The organism is Methylobacterium sp. WCS2018Hpa-22 (assembly GCF_031843785.1).
In the GTDB taxonomy this organism is placed as follows: domain Bacteria; phylum Pseudomonadota; class Alphaproteobacteria; order Rhizobiales; family Beijerinckiaceae; genus Methylobacterium.
The window spans coordinates 379,688-397,089 of record NZ_JAVTJA010000002.1; the positions used below are offsets into that span (position 1 = coordinate 379,688).

Below are 17,402 nucleotides of genomic sequence, written 5' to 3' on the forward strand. Positions count from 1 at the left end.
AAGACGACATGACGGTGTCGAACGACGACGAGCTTGCCGGCCTGAAGCAGATCGGGCGCATCGTCGCCGACACCCTCGAGGCGATGGGTAAGGCCATCGAGCCCGGCATGACCACCCGCGAACTCGACGGGATCGGGCGGCGGATCATGGAGGCGGCCGGAGCTCGCCCGGCACCGGAACTGGTCTACGCCTTTCCCGGAGCCACCTGCATCAGCGTCAACGAGGAGATCGCGCACGGCATTCCGAGCGACCGCAGGATCAATCCGGGCGATCTCGTCAATATCGACGTGTCCGCCGAGAAAGATGGCTTCTTCGCCGATACGGGCGCGTCCTTCGCCGTGCCGCCGGTGACGCGGGCGGTGGAGCGACTGTGCAGGGACGGGCGCCGGGCGATGTGGACGGGATTGCGCCAAGTCGGCGCCGGCAAGCCCCTGGCCGATATCGGACGGGCCGTCGGAGCCTTCGCGCGGAAGAACGGCTACACCCTGGTCCGCAACCTCGCCAGCCACGGCGTAGGCCTGTCACTGCACGAGGAGCCGACTGAGATCGCCACTTGGCCCGACGCCTCCGAGCGACGGATCATGCAGGAGGGGCTGGTCTTCACCGTCGAGCCGTTCCTGTCCCTCGGCGCGGAGTTCGCCGAGGACGGCGACGATCCCTGGACCCTCTACAGCCAGCCGAAGGCCCTCACCGTGCAATACGAGCATACGGTCATCGCCTCGCGCAGCGGGCCGCTGATCCTCACCATGCCGGGGCAATAGCGGACAGATACCGAGCAGGACGGGGGAAGGCCGGCGGCACTGCGTCCAAACGGACCTTGCATGAAGACCGGACACGTCATAATCCCAAAGAAAGGCCAATGTTTACAGTAGATTAGACTGTTTAAAAACTATACTCGCCGCGAGAAGCAGGGAGGCTCCGGATGTCCGAAGGGAGGCCCTGTCACGTCGCGCACCGGTTCGCGGATCGATCGCCGCGTCATTCGAGGCCGGTAAAGTGCCTTCTCGGAGGAGCCGGCGTGTCCGGCGCAGGAGGATGGTTCCCAAGGTCCATGCCTATCCTCGACGGGCAACCGAGCCGAGCGGCGCGGATCGCATGAGCGGGATCTGGGTCGAGGGAGCGTCCAGGGCGTGGCGCCGGGCGCGGCCCCTGCTGCCGTTCTTCAGCCTCTACATCACCTTCGGGACCACGCTCGGCTTCCTGGCCAGCGGCGCCCCGCTGATCCTGCGGGCACGCGGCGTCGAACTCGCCGAAATCGGGCTGTTGCAGCTCATTAACTTGCCTGTCGGTCTGACGTTTCTCTGGGCCGTCGCCATCGACAGGCTGCGCCTGCCCGGTCTCCCGCATCGCATCGGTTGGATCGCGCTGATGCAGGGCGCGACCATCGCATTGCTGCTGGTGCTGAGCCTGGGCGAGGCTTGGCCGCTCGGCCTGCTCCTCGGCCTCGCAGTGGCGACCTGCTTCTGCGTCGCCACCATGGACATCGCCCTCGAAGCTTTGGTGGTCGAGACGGTGACCGCCGACCGGCGGCCCTTCGTGGCGTCGGCCAAACTCTCCGGTGCGTCGCTGGGCGGAATCGCCGGCGCGGGGCTACTGGTCGGGTACTACGACACGGTCGGCTGGCAGGCCGCCGTGCTGGGCATCGCCGGCCTCAACCTTCTCTGCCTGCTGCCGATGCTGCGCTACCCGGAAGTCCGGCTCCGCCGCGATGCCGCTGAGGCGGAGCGCGTGGCAGCTCCGTTCGAACGCCTGCGCCTCCTGGCGCCGCGCATCCTGGTCCTGGGCCTGTACTTCGCGGCCATGTTCGCCCTTTCCGGCCTGAACAACCTCACCCTGCTGGATCTCGGAGTGCCGTTGCGGGAGGTCGGATTCGTCACCGGTTCTCTCTCGCCTGTCATCAACCTCGTCATGGCCGTGGTCTCGGGCGTCCTCGTGCGACGGGTCGGGACCCTGCGGCTCATCACGGTCTCCGCGCTGGGCGTGATCGCCGGCGGCGGGTTGATGATTGCCAGCGCTGCCATCGGTTCGGCCACGCTCGCCATAGCCGCGACGATCCTCGGAATCGTCGGCGGCGGAGGGCTCGGAGTGCCGGTGTTCAACATGATCTATCGCTGGGCGCAGGGGCCTCGCCCCGCCACCGATTACGCGCTCCTGTTCGGGGCGGCATTCTTTGCCGCGATGCCCCTGCGCGTCGCCGCGCCGGCGCTCGCGGCGCATGTGGGCTGGCCGGGCTACTTTACCGCCGCGATCCTGTTCTACACCGTCGCCTTCGCCGCTCTGCGCGCGACGATTCGCCGGACCCTCGATGCCGATCGGGTCGCGGGGGTCGCATGATCGATCAACTCGCCGCCCTGGTTCCACCGTCGCTGTCGGCCTTCGGCTGCCGGATCGCCACGGCGCCGTCCGGGTCCGGCACCCGGCCGCTCTCGATCCTCACCAGCAAGGCCAGGTTCGACGAGGTGGTGGACGGGTTCGGCAGGGCATCAGGCGAAGGCTTCGAGACCGCCGACCGCCGCGCCCTCGTCTCGCTCTGGACGCAGTACTACCTCCCCGCCCTGATCATCCCCTACTTCACCGCGCTCAGCCGCCTCGGCCGTGCCCTGCCGATCGGGTTCGACCGGGTCGGCTTCGAACTCGACGAGGGCGGCATCGTCTCCCGCTTCATCGTGGCGGAGGAGGACGACCGGCGCGCAGCCCCGGAGCCCGGGCTCGAACCCCTGATCGAGGGGCATCTGCGACCGTTCTTCGACCTGTGCCAGACGCATTACGGCCTCTCCCGCCATGTCCTCTGGTGCAATGCCGGCGTGACCGCCGATTTCGCCCTACGCGAGTTGAGCGGGGACGCCCTGCCGGCCTCCTCCCGCGTCGAGGCATGCCTCGGACGTTGCGGCAGCGATGCGTTCGGCTGCTGCCCGCTGGCCCAGGCTTTCCGTGGCGGCGAGGAGCGGCGGCGGCGGGTTTGCTGTATGCGCTACCGCATACCGGGCGTCCCTTCCTGCGGTGCCCTCTGCCCCGTCGATCACCTGACGAAAGCATCATGCTGAAGGACTTCCTCGCTTATTACCGCCCGCACCGGACCCTGTTCCTTGTCGATTTCGGCTGCGCGGTCCTGTCGGGCCTGCTCGAACTGGGCTTTCCCATGGCCGTGAAGGCCTTCGTGGATGTGCTGCTGCCGCGCCAGGACTGGCAGTTGATCGTGCTCGCCGCCCTCGGCCTCGGCGTGATCTACGTGGCCAATGCCGGCCTCATGGTGGTGGTGACCTATTGGGGGCACGTGCTCGGCATCAATATCGAGACCGAGATGCGTCGCCGTGCCTTCGATCATCTGCAGAAGCTCTCGTTCCGCTATTTCGACAACCAGAAGACCGGTCACCTCGTCGCCCGCGTCACCAAGGATCTGGAGGAGATCGGCGAGGTCGCCCATCACGGCCCGGAGGACCTCTTCATCGCGGTGATGACCTTGGTCGGCGCCTTCGCGCTGATGGTCTACGTCCACCCGCCGCTGGCCTTCCTGACCGCCGCCATCCTGCCGGTGATCGCCTTCGTCACCCTCCGCTACGGCGGTCGCATGACACGGAACTGGCAGACGCAATACGGTCGTGTCGCCGCCTTCAATGCCCGGATCGAGGAGAATGTCGGCGGCATCCGCGTGGTGCAGGCCTTCGCCAACGAGCCGCATGAGCGGCGCCTGTTCGCCTCCGACAACCGGAAATACCGCGAAACCAAGCTCGAAGCCTACCGGATCATGGCCGCCAGCCTGTCGATCAATTATCTCGGCATGCGGCTCGTCCAGATCGTCGTGCTGCTGGGCGGCGCGGCCTTCGTGGTGCGCGGTGAGCTCTCGCCCGGTGGGTTCATCGGGTTCCTGCTGCTGGTGGGCGTCTTCTACAGACCGCTCGAGAAGATCGGCGCCGTCGTCGAGACCTACCCGAAGGGGGTCGCGGGCTTCCGGCGCTACGCCGAGCTGCTCGCCACCGAACCCGACATCGTCGACCGCCCCGGCGCCGTCTCCGTGCCGGCGCTGAAGGGCGACATCCGCTTCGAGGAGGTGAGTTTCGGCTACACCACCGGCCGGCCCGTCCTGTCGGGGCTCGATCTCGACATCGCGGCCGGAGAGACCGTCGCTTTCGTAGGCCCGTCCGGGGCCGGCAAGACGACGTTGTGCTCCCTCATTCCGCGGTTTTACGAGGTAGAGAGCGGGCGTATCACCATCGACGGCATCGACATCCGCGACCTCACCCTGGCCTCCCTGCGCCGGCAGATCGGCATCGTGCAGCAGGACGTCTTCCTGTTCGCGGGCACGATCCGCGAGAACATCGCCTATGGCCGGCTCGACGCCACCGAAGCGGAGCTCGCGCAGGCCGCGGAGCGGGCCAAGCTCACCGCCCTGATCGAGGGCCTGCCCAACGGCCTCGCTACCGTCGTCGGCGAACGCGGCGTCAAACTCTCGGGTGGCCAGAAACAGCGCCTTGCCATTGCCCGCGTGTTTCTCAAGAACCCGCCGATCCTGATCCTGGATGAGGCCACCTCGGCCCTCGACAGCGAGACCGAACAGGCGATCCAGGGTTCCCTCGTGGAACTCTCCGAGGGCCGCACCACCCTCGTCATCGCCCACCGGCTCGCCACGATCCGCAAGGCGGACCGGATCGTCGTGGTCGGTCCCGAAGGCATCGTGGAGCAGGGACGGCACGAGGCGCTTCTCTCGGCGAACGGGGCATACCGGCGCCTCTACAACGCGCAATTCGCCCAGGCCGACGATGCAGCGGACCGGGTGCGGATGGCCGCCCGGAAGGTCATCTTGGAGAACGCTATGCCGTGATCCCGAGGGCCGGCGCGTCCTTTCGGATCGGCCCTGCCGTTCTGACGGCCCCCTTCCTTGGCAATGGCACGAACCAAATGCAGGGACGTCAGGACGCCATTCAAGAGATGCCATCGCGCCGCAAAGGCGGATGCTCGGCTTCTTGCTCCAACACAGTCGCTGAGCGCCGATAACTTCCTGTTCTAGACCGCGCCTTCAAGCGGCAAAGAACGCGGCGCGTGCCATCCCATGGACCGGACCGGAATTGCATCCGAGCCGGCCCATGAATCCCGTCTCGACCGGGATGACCGATGCGAAACGCTTCATTTCGGTCGGCCGGGAGGCGAGCGAGAACCACCAGCATCGTGGATGCGACCGTGTCCGCGACGGTGGAACCGATGCGTTTCGGGCTCCGGGCTCGATTCTTCCTCTCCACGCTCTTGAAGCGACGCATAACGATGTGCGGAGCGGGGATTCCGACGCCCGAACGAGAAGGTCGCCAGCGTAACGACGCTCGCATCGACGACATCAATGGATGAATGTGCAGTTTATCGATAGGTTTCGCTAACTGCCACTCGTGATGCTGTTTGCAAAACGCGAGTTCACCATGCGAAATCCCCTCGCCATGTGAGGATCATTACGATGAAGCCATGCATTCCCGCCCTGGTCGCTATCTGCAGTTTGGCATCGGTGCCTGCGATGGCCTTTCCCATCGCCTCAAATCTTGCGAGTGAGGCTCCGGTGCTGGGCGTTGCCGGAGGCTGCGGCCCGGGAGCGTGGCGTGGCCCATGGGGCCATTGCCGCTCGACGCCTTATGTCGGACGCCTGCCGGGCGGCTGGTATCAGGCACGGGCCGGCAATGGCTGCCCTCCCGGTTACTGGCGCGGGCCGTGGGGGCATTGTCGCAACACGCCCTATCACGGCCGCCTGCCCGGTGGCGGCTGGAAGTAGCGGGTCCGGTTTCCCGAAGCCTGGGGCAAGGCTCACTCTCCGTGAGCACCGGTCGCCGGCACCCGGCATCTGAACAGGTCGGCGGCGAGCCAGGAAGTCGCGGCTTTATAGAGGAAATCCCGTCTCGATCAGACCTCTATTATAACTTAAGGCAAAAGTTCCGAGTTTTTTAAACCGTACCCCGGCAGGCTCGCCTCTAATTGGCGAAAGGCTGTCGTTGGATGTATCGTGCATTTTTGTGCATGACCGAGGAGCATCACTGGTGGGTCGTACCACTGGCGATCCTCGTATGTTGGGTGTCGAGTCACACCGCTCTGCGGCTCGTTCGCCACGTCTTTCGAAGCCAGGGCTTCGAGACATGGGCTTGGCTGTTCGCGGCTGGTTTCTCGGCCGGTGCCGGCATGTGGAGCACCCACTTCATCGGGATGCTCGGCTATGATCCAGGCCTCGCGACCGGCTACGATCTGACGCTCACCCTCGTTTCCCTTCTCGTCGGCATTCTCGGTTCGATGGTGGCGCTCGCCTTGTCCCGATGGAGCGCGGCCCCCGCAGTGGCTGTCGCGGCCGCGGTGATCCTGGGCATCAGCATGACGGGGATGCATCTCGCGGGGATGGCGAGCCTGCAGGTCGCCGCTACCCCTGTGATGAACTGGCCGCTTCTCGCCACGGCGCTGCTCATCGGCTGGTCGCTGACGGCCATCGCCTTCGTGATTTTTGCACGCGACACGCTTCGATACGCCACCACCGTGGCGGCAACGCTCCTGACGATTTCCGTCGCGGGCGTGCATTTCGCCGCCATGGGCGCAGCCGAGCTGATCCCGAACATGGCCGCGCCCGAGATTGCGTCGAGCCTGCCGCGTTTCGCGCTGGCGTCGGGCATCGCCGCGACCATGCTGACGATTGTCGGTTTCGCGGGACTCGCCCTGTTCGTCGACCGCATGCGCCGGGCCAACCAAGCCTTGCGCACGAGCGAAGCCGCTTATCGGCTTCTCGCGGAGAACACCAAAGACGTCATCATCTGGTCCGACCTCGATACCATCCGCCGTTATGTCTCGCCCGCGTCGGTGGCGGTGCTCGGTTATCCTCCCGAAGACATCATCGGCACCCGGCCCATCGATTTCGTCCATCCCGAGGATGTCGCCCAATACCGACATGTTCTCTCCGACCTTGTCGAGGGCCGGATCGAGGGAGCTATCACGACCCAGCGCTATCGTCGGCAGGACGGCTCCTGGGTATGGATCGAAGCGTGCCTCAAGGTCACGCGCCTGCCCGGCTCGTCCGAGCCCATCGGCTACGTGTCGTCGTTACGCGACGTCACCGACCGCAAGGCCGCGGAAACGGCGTTACGATCCAGCGAAGAACGGCTCGCTTTCGCCCTGGACAGCGGCAGCGACGGCCTTTGGGACTGGGACCTCCCGACGGGCAAGGTGTGGCTCTCGGACCGTTGGCAGAGCATGCTCGGCTACGATCCCGGCGAGATCGAGGGGCATATCAAGGCATGCGAACAGCTAACGCATCCCGTCGATGTCGTGACGGTCCGGCGACTCCTCCTCGACCATATCGGCGGGCGAACGCCGATTTTCGAATGCGAACTTCGCATGCGAAAGAAGGACGGGGGCCATACCTGGATCTTATCGCGCGGCAAGGTGGTGACACGCGACGCAACCGGACGCCCGCTGCGCATGGTCGGCACGCATATCGACATCGCGGAACGCAAGCATGCGGAACATCAGCTCGAACATCTGGCCACGCATGATGTGCTGACCGGCCTGCCCAACCGCGCGCTGTTCCGGGACCGGCTCGGCCGGGAAATGGACAATGCCCAACGACGCGGGCACATCTTCGCCGTCCTCGCCTGCGACCTCGACCGCTTCAAAGCGGTCAATGACAGCCTCGGCCATCCGGCGGGAGACAGCCTCCTTCGAGCCGTCGCCGAGCGGTTGACGTCGGTCATTCACGAGGGCGACACCGTTGCGCGATTGGGCGGCGACGAATTTGCCATCGTGCTGAGAGAACCCGATCTCCTTCAGACTGCCACCACCACGGCGCAGCAGGTGATCGAGGCGCTGCAATCGCCCTTCGACCTCGGCGGCCGCTCCGTCAGTGTCGGCGTCAGCATCGGCATCGCTGTCGGGCCGCAGGATGGCGGCGACCCGGATCAGTTGTTCAAGAATGCCGACATCGCCCTTTACCGCGCCAAGGCGGCCGGGCGGAACACGTTCCGCTTCTATGAGCCCGGCATGGATGCGGCGATCGCCGCGCGCAACGTTCTCGAACTCGATCTGCGCGAAGCCGTGCGGCTGGGTCAGTTCGAATTGTACTATCAACCGATCATCGAGCTTGCCACCGACACGACCAGCGGCTTCGAGGCCCTGATGCGCTGGCGTCACCCCGTCAAAGGCTTGGTTTCGCCGGCTGATTTCATCCCATTGGCCGAGGAGACCGGCCTGATCGTTCCCCTCGGCAGCTGGGCCCTGCGGGAAGCCTGCCGCGAAGCGGCGGCTTGGCCAGGCGACCTCCGGGTGGCGGTGAACGTCTCGGCCGCGCAATTCACGACGCCCGGCCTAGAGCATTGCGTCGTATCGGCTTTGGCCGCGTCCGGTCTGCGGCCGGACCGCCTGGAGCTGGAGATCACCGAGAGCGTGCTCATTGGTGATGCGGACAGCGTGACGGCTTGCCTTCACCGGCTTCGTGCGCTCGGGATCCGCATCGCGCTGGACGATTTCGGCACCGGCTACTCATCCCTCAACTACCTGCGTCGATTTCCCTTCGACAAGATCAAGATCGACCGGTCGTTCGTTTCCGAGATCGCCGATGCGGACACCGCCGCCATCGTCCGCGCCATCGTCGGACTTGGCGGACGCATGGGAGCGAGCATCACGGCGGAAGGGGTCGAGAACGACGTTCAACTGTCCTGCATTCGTCGCGAAGGATGCACGGAAGCTCAGGGCTATCTTCTGAGCAGGCCCCTCCCTGCCCTGGAAGCGTTCGAGTTCGCTTCCACCAGGAAGCAAAGCGCTGCCGCTTGAAGCTGGTCACGAACTCCCGGTGATGGATCGGTCTCCCCCGGGGAGTCAACGCAAAGGAAGACTCGTCAGAAACGTCCTGTCCTACCTGACCGCAAACCCGGGAGACTTCGCATCGGCCAAAGCGGCGTCAGCGGTCTTCACTCAGGATTCTCAAGGCGCAAATTTTCTGGTCGAGCGCGATCAGCATGTCGATGAGGGTGTAAGGCGCGGGTCCGCGATGCGCCATCTCCCGCGCAAGGGCCTGCTTTTCCAATTCCAGCTGATCGATGAGCGTGTCGAAGCAGATCATGCCCGAGATACGCGGCAACCAAGGCAATAGTTTCACCTCCTGTGACGGACGCGTCTTGAGCGCATGTTTCGACACCGCCGCAAAGAGGGCGAGGTTAATTATCTGTTAACGATAGGGTGGCTCATCGGGCCCGGCGGCCAATCTCCGCCTCGGATTTCCGCCGCGCGACGTTCGCTCCCCCGCGATGGCCCGTCACTCGTCCGCTGGACTCGATCGAGCCCCGAAACACGGGCGGCGCGACGACCAGATCGACGGCGAGGGCCATCCCCTCCGGCCCCCAGAGCCCTATCTTACGTGGCACGGGGCGAACGCGCGCCGCAGGACACCGCATGGCCCTTTCCCGCGACATTCTGGATATCAGGACGATCTACCACGAGCCTGCGGTTTCGAATTTTCCGCGCGGCCTCGCCATCCTCGACCGCTTCCCCGACGCCGAGCGGATCGAGGTGCCGTCGCACTGGAACATCCCCTCCCTGCACGGCAACGAAGGCTCGGCGGAGGACTGGCTGCGGATCAAGCGCTCGACCTTGGTGCTCGGGGTGAAGAAGGGCCTGACGATGCGGCCGAATGGGCGCAGCGCCCATTTCATCGCGCCCTCCACCTCGAATGGCTGCGCCATGGCCTGCGCCTATTGCTACGTCCCCCGTCGCAAGGGTTTCGCCAACCCGATTTCCCTCTTCGTCAATGTCGAGCAGGTCTGCGCCGCCATCGCCCGCCATGCCGCGCGCCAGGGACGGCTCCCCGAGCCGGATACGGTGGATGCGGACCATTGGGTCTACGATCTCGGCGAGAATGGCGATCTTTCCGTGGATGCGAGCCTCTCGGACAACGTGCGCGACATGGTCGGTCTGTTTCGGGATCTCACGAACGCCAAGGCCTCCTTCGCCACGAAGGCCGTGAACCGGGAGTTGCTGACCTACGATCCACAGGGCAAGACCCGGATCCGCTTCTCCCTGATGCCAGAGCGGATCGCGAAGGTGGTGGATGTGCGCACGGCCCCGATGCGTGAACGCATCGCAGCCATCGACGACTTCGTGGCGGCAGGGTTCGAAGTCCATGTGAACTTCTCGCCGGTCATCCTCTACGAAGGCTGGGAGGCCGATTGGCGAGAACTGTTCACCGCCATCGATGACGGGATCGGGGCGGCGGCGAAGGCGCAGCTCAAGGCCGAGATCATCCTGCTCACGCACAATGCGGATCTCCATGCCGTCAACCTGAATTGGCATCCGCGCGCAGAGGACCTGCTCTGGCGGCCCGATATCCAGGAGGGAAAACGGTCACAGGGTGGCGGCGACAACCTGCGCTATCGAAGCGGCTGGAAAGGGCGGTGGATCGCGCGTTTCAAGGATCATCTGGCCGAGCTGATGCCCTATTGCCAAGTCCGCTATGCCTTCTGAAGCGATGGCGTCCGAGGTGCCGATGCACCCGGCCTAGGTTTCAGACCGGCTTGAGGAACTTGCACTTCCCCTCCTGCGACCAGGGCCCCTTTACGCCGGCTTCCGCGCAGAAGGCGTCGACCGCCCGCGTGACCCCGGGGAAGCTCCCACCCAGGCGGTCATAATCGTCGGCGACGAACAGGCCGCCCGGGCGCAGAACCGGCCACCACGCCCGAAGGTCCGCCGCCACGGAGGCCTCTTCGTGGCCGGCATCCAGATGGATGACGTCGGCCGTGACGTTGCGTAGGCGCATCAGTTCCGCAGCGTTCACCGAGTCCAGTGGAAGCGGCACGACCCGGTCCGCCAGCCCCTCGCGCAGGACGTTGGCAAGGAAGCTCCGGTAGAGGCTCGGATAGCCGTGTTCGGTGGCAAGTTCGGCGAACAGACCCGAATCCGCCCAATGATCGACGGCGCCGAGCCAGGTATCCACCGCGATGACGGTTCCCTCGATGCCATGCGCCGCCATGGTCCTGGCCAGATGCAGTGTGCTCGCGCCCTTCCAGGCGCCGATCTCCACCACCACGTGAGGCCGGAATTCGATGACGGCTTCGTCGAGATAGGGATGGACGCTGCGCCAGCCCTGGAGATCGAGGGGCCGCAGGTCATCCGGCGGGTTCGCGAAGGGATCGCGGCCGTGCCAGAGGGCGTCGATGACTGCGCGGCGGGTCCAGGGAATGGGGCTCATGGGCGGCTCACGAAGAGGTTGCGCCCAACCTCGGGGCGGGCATCCGGAGGGGCGAGGGAACTCAGGGCCGCTTCACCTGCGCCTGCACTTGCGCGTAGAGGGCCTCGCAGCGTTCCAGCCAGAGATCGCGGGTGAACAGGCGCATGACACGGGCGTGCGGGACCTCGCGCGGGATCGTGAGGGTCTCACCGATCGCGACGGCGAGCGCAGAAATGTCGTCCGGCGGCACGAGGTATCCGGCCTCGCCCACGACCTCCGCGGCGGCCCCCATCATGATCCCGGCCACCGGCACGCCGCAGGCCATGGCCTCGATCGCCACGAGGCCGAAGGGCTCGTCCCAGCAGGGCGTGAACAGGAAGACGGAGGCGCGGCCGACCTCCTTCGCAAGGGTGTCGCCGGAGAGGTGGCCGCCGTAGCGGATGGCGCCGCCGAGCTGCGGGGCGACCCGCGCGTCCCAGTATTCCCGATCCTCGATCGGACCGAACAACGTCAGGGGGAGGTCGGCGCGCTGCGCCGCCGCGACGGCGAGATGAGTGCCCTTGATGGGCGCGATGCGCCCGGACCAGACGGCGCTGCCATCGCCGCGATCACGATAAGGCCAGGCGCGAGGATCGATGCCGTTATGGAGGACGGACACATTCTCCGGTGGCGCATCGGGCCACCAGACCCGGCGCTGGGCCTCCGACGTGACGGTGATCCGGTGCCCAGGCACGAGGCTCTCGTGCACGAACCAGCGCAGGGCGTCGTAGGGCGGGACGTGGAGCGACGTCACGGTCGGCACCGCCGCCAAGCGCCGACGCTCCAGGGGCAGGCGGCTCAGCGAGTTGTTGTGCAGCACGTCGAAGCCGCCGGCCGCGATCCGGTCGCAGGCGGCGGCGTAGCCGGCATCCACATGAGCCTTGAGCCCGGAATCGCCCCGGTGCTCCAGACCGGGGAAGCTGCGCTCGTGATGCACCGGGATCACCGGATCGATCGCGAAGCGCGGGTCGCTGTCCCCGGCGGCGAACAGCACCACCTCGTGTCCCCGCGCCATCAGCCCCTCGGCGAGGGTCCAGCAATGGGCTTCCATGCCGCCGGCGAAGGGGGCCGCCACCGGATGGCGCAGATGGGCGAGGAGCGCGATCCTCACGCGGTGAGAGCCGTGGCCGACTGGGCTTCGAGGTACCGGATGACGGAGGCCGAATTGCTGTAGGGCTGATGGCTCTGCTGGCCGGTGAGTGCGAAATCACCGGGCTCCGGCCGGCGCAGGATGCGGATCGGCTGGTCGGGAGTGTCGTCGATCAGGCCCATCACCTTGAAGGCGTAGAGCCAGTGGCCCATCGTCCGGTAGCCCCACTTGGCCTCGAACAGTTCGGCGTTGCGCACCACACTGTCGAGATGGTGGACAGGTGGCATGTGGTGCGGATGGTACTGGTGATAGGCGAGGCCGCCCTTCATCCAGGCGATGGGAATCCCACCCTGGTCGAGGATCTTGCCGAAATCCGTGTCCTCGCCGCCATAGCCGGTATAGCGCTCGTCGAAGCCGCCGGTGGCTAGGAAGGTCGATCGCCGGATGGCGAAGTTGAGGGACCAGAAGCAGCGATAATCGGGACAGATTTCGAGGCCGGAGGCCGGGGGGCCCCGGCGGTCGGAATGCTTCTCCGCGACCGCTGCAAAATCCGCGATGGTCCAGTCGCCCGCAGTGGCGTGCTCAGGCAGGTGGAGCACCTCACCCATCAGCAGGCCGTCGAGTTCGGCGAGGCCTCTTGCATAGTCGGCGACGAGTTCGGGGGCCGGGATGCAGTCGACGTCGAGGAAGATGACCGCGTCCCCGCTGGCTTCCGCGACACCCCGGTTGCGGGCCGCCGCCAGCGGCAGATCCGTACCCGGCACCAGGATCTGGCGGACCGGGAAGCCGACCTCGGGCAGGTCGTAGGGCATGTCCTGCATCACCGCGATGATGAACTCGGCGGGCCTCTGCGTCTGGCGCTCCAAGCCCCGCAGCACGTTGCGCAGGTGCGCGGGCCGTCCCTTGGCCAAGGTCACGACGGAAACGGTGGACATCGGTCGGTCTGGCTCCGGGCGGGTTTCAACGATGGGGTCGAGGGGCATTCAGCCTGCGGCAACGACGGTGAGCGCGGGATGCTCCGCTGCGCCCTGCCAGAGTTCGTCGGTCAGCCCTTCGAGCCAGCCGGCGGCACGACGGGCGGCGTCCGGCGCGTAGAGGCTGCGCAAGGGCGCGGGGTCGAGGGCGCGGGCCCGGTCGAGGAGATCGCGCCAGCCCTGCAGGTCGCCGGGCCAGACCGGGGCCTGGACGGCCGCACCAAGCCGGACCAGGGCCTCGGCTTTGCGGGTCTGCTCACCGAAGTAGCGCCATTCCGGCATGACGATCAGACGCCCGCCGACGCGCGCGACCTCGTGGATCGTGTTGTCGCCCGCCGACGCCACGACGATGTCGGCCGCGGCGAGATAATCGGTCACCGAGGGTACCCAGCCGAGTTCGCGCAGGTTGGAGAAATCCGTCTCGTGCCCCTCGCGGTGGGTGGGCCCGAGAGTCAGCCAAAGGGCTTCGGGCGCGGCGCGTGCGGCCACCGTCAGGGGGGCGTAGGGGGTGCCACTGCCCCCTCCCCCCGTGACCGCGACGACAACCTCGCGGTCGGGGTCGAGGCCGAGCTTCGCACGTGCCTCGGCGCGGCCCAGGACTCCGTCGACGCTGGTGCAAAGGCCGCCGCTGTAGAAAGTCTTGGCCCGCAGCTGAGCCGGGTAGTCGTCCTGTTCCATGCGTTCGTCGAACGGGGCCAGCATGCCGACACAGGCCTCGTAGGCGCCCAGATGGCCAATGTCGGAGCGGTCCCCGTGCATGCGAATCTGCACCGCCGGAACGCTGGCGATGCGCGCGAGCAGCGCGATCTCGGCGGAGACGTCGACCACGAACAGGCCGACGTCGCGCTCGTCGAGATGGTCGAGGATGCGCCGCATGGTCCGGCGCATCTCGGTGAGGCCGAGGGGCACGCAGTGCATCACCTGCGGCGTCGGCTCCGCATAGAGTCGCGGGGTCGGTACCTCGGCGCCGATCATGTTCGGCAGCGTCACGATCTCGATATCGCGGGAAAACCCCTCGAACAGCTGCGGGCCGGCGGTGAGCACGGAAACGGGCCGGTCCCGCGCGAACTCGGCCGCCACCGCCATCGTGCGGTTGGCATGGCCGCGTCCCTGGTGGTGGACGAAGAACGCGATGGGCTTCTTGATCGATGTCACGGGTCGCATTTCGTCAGGAGTAAAGGGCGTCGGGCCGCAGGGCGGCGGCGATTTCGGCGGTACTCGGATGGCGGATGACCCGGATCGCGGGGGAGTCCGCGTCCCAGGCGATCAATCCGACAGCCTCGAACTGACCGAGCCAGTAGGTCATGCACCAGCGTCCATGCGCCCGGCGGAAGCGGGTGGCATTGGCGAGGATGGGCTCGAAATGCTGCAGCGGCGGCACGTGGACCGGGTGGTACTGATGATAGGCGCGCGCCCCCGCGACCCAGAACGTCGGGAGACCGGAGGCGTCGAGGCGGGTGGCGAGGTCGGTCTCCTCGCCGCCATAGCCGGCATAGGCCTCGTCCATGCCGCCGACGGCGCGCCAGGCGCGGGCTGGCAGCGCGAAGGACAGGCCCCAGAGTTGGCCGGGATCGGGCTCCCGGCGCAGGCCCGTTCGCGGGACCGCCGGCCGTGCCGGATGTGCCCGGCCGTGTCGGGCCAAAGCCGCGTCGTCGGAAGCCGTCTCCGCGTCCAACCCCGGCGGCAAATAAAGCACCTCGCCGAGGAAGAGGCCGTCCGTCTCCGACGCAGCCCGGCGATAGGCATCGACGAGGCCGGGCGAGGCAATGCAGTCCACGTCGAGGAAAACCAGCAGGTCTCCGGTTGCGGCCTCGGCCGCGCGGTTGCGGGCGGCGGCCAGCGGCATCGGCTCCCCGGCCACGAGAATATGGCGCACGGGGCAGCCCGGATCGGGCAAGTCCGCCTCCGGTTCTGGCTGCATCCAGGCGATCACGAGCTCATGTGGCCGCACGGACTGCCGGGCCAAACCACGCATCAGATTGCGCAGGCGGTCGGCCCGGCTGCGCACGAGCGTGAGCACGCTCGCGGAAGGCCGGTCCAAAGGCTCAGCCCGCATCGACCAGCATCCTGCGGAAATGGCCGACGCCTTCGATGATGCCACGGGCGTGCGAGGTCCGGGCGACGTAGGAATGCTTCAGGGCCGCATGGCTCGCCAGGTCGTCGGAATAATTGGCGACGATGATGGCCTGCGCCTCGGCGCGCAGCATCTCCACGTCGTTTCCGGAATCGCCCGCCACGAACACGGCTCTCTCCGGCAAGCCGTAGAGGGCGCGGACATGACGCACCGCGGTGCCCTTCGATGCCGTCACCGGCAGGACGTCGAGGTAACGTCCGTGGCTGTGGATCACGTTGGCGAGGAGGTCCGCTTGCATGAGGCGGTTTCGTACCGCCTCAGCCGCCGCGGCATCCCCGAAATAGCTCAGCTTGTGCCCGCGCTGCTCCAGCCCCCCCTGGGGCACGAGCCCATCGAGACTGGCGAGCACCGCCTGCATGCCGGCACGGTCCCACCCGGTCGAGACGGCGTCGCGCCAAGCCAGATCGGCCGTGTAGGTCACGCCGTTGGGATCGAGATGGTAGATCTCCGATCCCACCGAAGTGATCATCACCTGCGGGCGCGGACTGGCCTGCTGCTCGAGGATCGCCATGGCGCTGTGAAAGGAGCGACCGGTGGCGACACCGAAGGCCAAACCTGCCTGCCAGCTGCGCCAGCGCCGGAAGATGCCGAGCGCCGCCTCGCAACCCACCAGCGTGTTGTCGATATCGCAGATCAGCAATTGCCGTGGCTCCGCCATGGGCGGCTCGGGTGCCAGGAGCGCCCGCAGTAGGTCGTGGTAGCGCGCCGCATGCTGATCCCAGTCATAGGCGGCGGCCGCGCGCGCGCCTCCCGCCACACACCGCGCGTAGAGGTCGGGCTCGCCGAGGATGCGCAGGCACGCGGCCGCGATCGCGTCTGGCGCGCGCGGATCGACGAGGAGACCGTTGCCGCAGGTCTCGACGATGTCGTTGGGGCCGCCGCTATCGGTGGCGACCAGCGGCAACCCTGACGCCGAGGCTTCCAGCAATGTCAGACCGAACGGCTCGTTGAGGGCGGGGTTCACGAACAGGCCGCCGCGCACGCGGGCATAGGCGTAGATCGCCGGCACATCCTCCGGGTCGTGGGTCTTCGGATAGGCGACGCGTCCGTAGAGATCGTAGCGGTCGATCAGCACCAGGATCTCACGCAGAGTGGCGGCCATGTCGCCGTCGAGCGCATCGATGTCCTCGCGCGTGCCGGCCATGAGGACGAGGTTGGCGCGGGACTGCAGGGCCGGGCTTTCGCCATAGGCCCGCAGCAGAGCCGCCAGATTCTTGCGCGCCACCGGCCGGGCGAGGGCAAGCAAGGCGGGCTTGCCCGGATCCTGCAGAAAGCGGTCGATGGTGGCATCGACCCGCGAAAGGGGCACGGCAGACGCGAACCGTGCGAGATCGCTGCCCGGTGGTAGGACCCGGATGCGTCCGGGATCGTAGGCGACGTATCCGGCATATTGCACTTCCGCCTCGTCGCGGGACGAGGCGATGACGAGACTGGCGCGAGCCAGCGCCCCCTCTTCTGCAGCGATGCGGTGGGCGAGAACGGCGGAGGTCTCCGCTCCTACACCCAACATCGATGCCTTGACCCGCCCGAGCGAATGGGCGGTGAACACGAAGGGTATTCCGAGTTCATCCGTCACGAGCCTCGCGACCGAGGCGGCATCGGCGTAATGGGCATGGATCATGTCCGGCGCCCGAGGCTGCCGTGCGATCCAGTCCATGAGGCTCCGGGCGAAGCTCGCCACCTCCTCGTGCATCTCCTCCTTGGCGCGATAGACGGGGGACGCGCTCGCGAGCCGCACGAGCTCGACCTTGTCGGAGATCCGCTCTTCGGGCACGGCGTAATCCGGGCCATGCGTGCCGTCGAACAGACGTGTCGCCATGACGATCCTGTCGATGCCGGCATCCTGTGACGAGGCGGCTACGAGATCGAGCAGGTAGCGGATATGGCCGCCGGTATCGGCGGTGAGCCCAAACACCACTCCACCGCCGCGCAGGCAGCCCTGAAGGGCGATATGCAAGATAAACATCAGGCCGACAGCGTTGTAAGCGCGCTGAGACA

14 protein-coding genes are annotated in these 17,402 nt (G+C 66.8%); 7 read left to right on the plus strand and 7 right to left on the minus strand.

The window, feature by feature from the left end:
- Nucleotides 1-8: 8 nt before the first annotated feature.
- From map to RQI43_RS04280, 6 genes are all read left to right on the plus strand, one after another.
- Nucleotides 9-761 carry a type I methionyl aminopeptidase gene (gene map, locus RQI43_RS04255; RefSeq protein ID WP_311274308.1) on the plus strand — a complete coding sequence of 251 codons (753 nt, stop codon included), beginning with the start codon at nt 9-11 and terminating at the stop codon, nt 759-761.
- A gap of 334 nt (nt 762-1,095) precedes the next feature.
- The gene (locus tag RQI43_RS04260) at nt 1,096-2,334 is read left to right on the plus strand and encodes an MFS transporter (RefSeq protein ID WP_311274309.1); all 1,239 of its coding nucleotides are present in this window, start codon (nt 1,096-1,098) and stop codon (nt 2,332-2,334) included.
- Nucleotides 2,331-3,044, plus strand: a complete 714-nt coding sequence (gene fhuF, locus RQI43_RS04265) for a siderophore-iron reductase FhuF (protein ID WP_056423509.1) — start codon at nt 2,331-2,333, stop codon at nt 3,042-3,044. The genes RQI43_RS04260 and fhuF overlap by 4 nt, the downstream gene beginning before the upstream one ends.
- Nucleotides 3,038-4,819, plus strand: a complete 1,782-nt coding sequence (locus RQI43_RS04270) for an ABC transporter ATP-binding protein (protein ID WP_311274310.1) — start codon at nt 3,038-3,040, stop codon at nt 4,817-4,819. Before fhuF ends, RQI43_RS04270 begins: the two co-directional genes overlap by 7 nt.
- A 621-nt stretch (nt 4,820-5,440) precedes the next feature.
- Nucleotides 5,441-5,749: a GCG_CRPN prefix-to-repeats domain-containing protein gene (locus RQI43_RS04275; RefSeq protein WP_405030549.1), complete on the plus strand. Its 309-nt coding sequence runs from the start codon at nt 5,441-5,443 to the stop codon at nt 5,747-5,749.
- 296 nt (nt 5,750-6,045) lie between these two features.
- Nucleotides 6,046-8,778, plus strand: coding sequence for an EAL domain-containing protein (locus RQI43_RS04280; protein WP_311274311.1), 2,733 nt, complete (start codon nt 6,046-6,048; stop codon nt 8,776-8,778).
- 127 nt (nt 8,779-8,905) lie between these two features.
- Here the strand turns inward: RQI43_RS04280 and RQI43_RS04285 are convergent, their stop codons facing one another.
- A complete protein-coding gene (locus tag RQI43_RS04285) occupies nt 8,906-9,094 on the minus strand; it encodes a hypothetical protein (protein WP_156467658.1) in 189 nt (62 codons plus the stop codon).
- Between the two features lie 302 nt (nt 9,095-9,396).
- Between RQI43_RS04285 and RQI43_RS04290 the strand changes: the two genes are divergently transcribed.
- Nucleotides 9,397-10,464 (plus strand): spore photoproduct lyase family protein, encoded by a 1,068-nt coding sequence (locus tag RQI43_RS04290; protein WP_311274312.1) that lies wholly within the window; start codon nt 9,397-9,399, stop codon nt 10,462-10,464.
- A gap of 40 nt (nt 10,465-10,504) precedes the next feature.
- On the opposite strand, the gene RQI43_RS04295 is transcribed toward RQI43_RS04290, so the two are convergent.
- From RQI43_RS04295 to RQI43_RS04320, 6 genes are all read right to left on the minus strand, one after another.
- Nucleotides 10,505-11,188: a class I SAM-dependent methyltransferase gene (locus RQI43_RS04295; protein ID WP_311274313.1), complete on the minus strand. Its 684-nt coding sequence runs from the start codon at nt 11,186-11,188 to the stop codon at nt 10,505-10,507.
- Between the two features lie 61 nt (nt 11,189-11,249).
- Entirely contained in the window at nt 11,250-12,317 is a 1,068-nt protein-coding gene (locus RQI43_RS04300; RefSeq protein ID WP_311274314.1) for a glycosyltransferase, read from the minus strand.
- The gene (locus RQI43_RS04305) at nt 12,314-13,231 is read right to left on the minus strand and encodes a galactosyltransferase-related protein (RefSeq protein ID WP_056423494.1); all 918 of its coding nucleotides are present in this window, start codon (nt 13,229-13,231) and stop codon (nt 12,314-12,316) included. The genes RQI43_RS04300 and RQI43_RS04305 overlap by 4 nt, the downstream gene beginning before the upstream one ends.
- A gap of 48 nt (nt 13,232-13,279) precedes the next feature.
- Nucleotides 13,280-14,416: a glycosyltransferase gene (locus RQI43_RS04310; protein WP_311274350.1), complete on the minus strand. Its 1,137-nt coding sequence runs from the start codon at nt 14,414-14,416 to the stop codon at nt 13,280-13,282.
- 22 nt (nt 14,417-14,438) lie between these two features.
- Nucleotides 14,439-15,326, minus strand: coding sequence for a galactosyltransferase-related protein (locus RQI43_RS04315; RefSeq protein ID WP_311274315.1), 888 nt, complete (start codon nt 15,324-15,326; stop codon nt 14,439-14,441).
- Nucleotides 15,316-17,370, minus strand: coding sequence for an HAD-IIB family hydrolase (locus RQI43_RS04320; protein ID WP_311274316.1), 2,055 nt, complete (start codon nt 17,368-17,370; stop codon nt 15,316-15,318). The genes RQI43_RS04315 and RQI43_RS04320 overlap by 11 nt, the downstream gene beginning before the upstream one ends.
- Between the last annotated feature and the right edge of the window lie 32 nt (nt 17,371-17,402).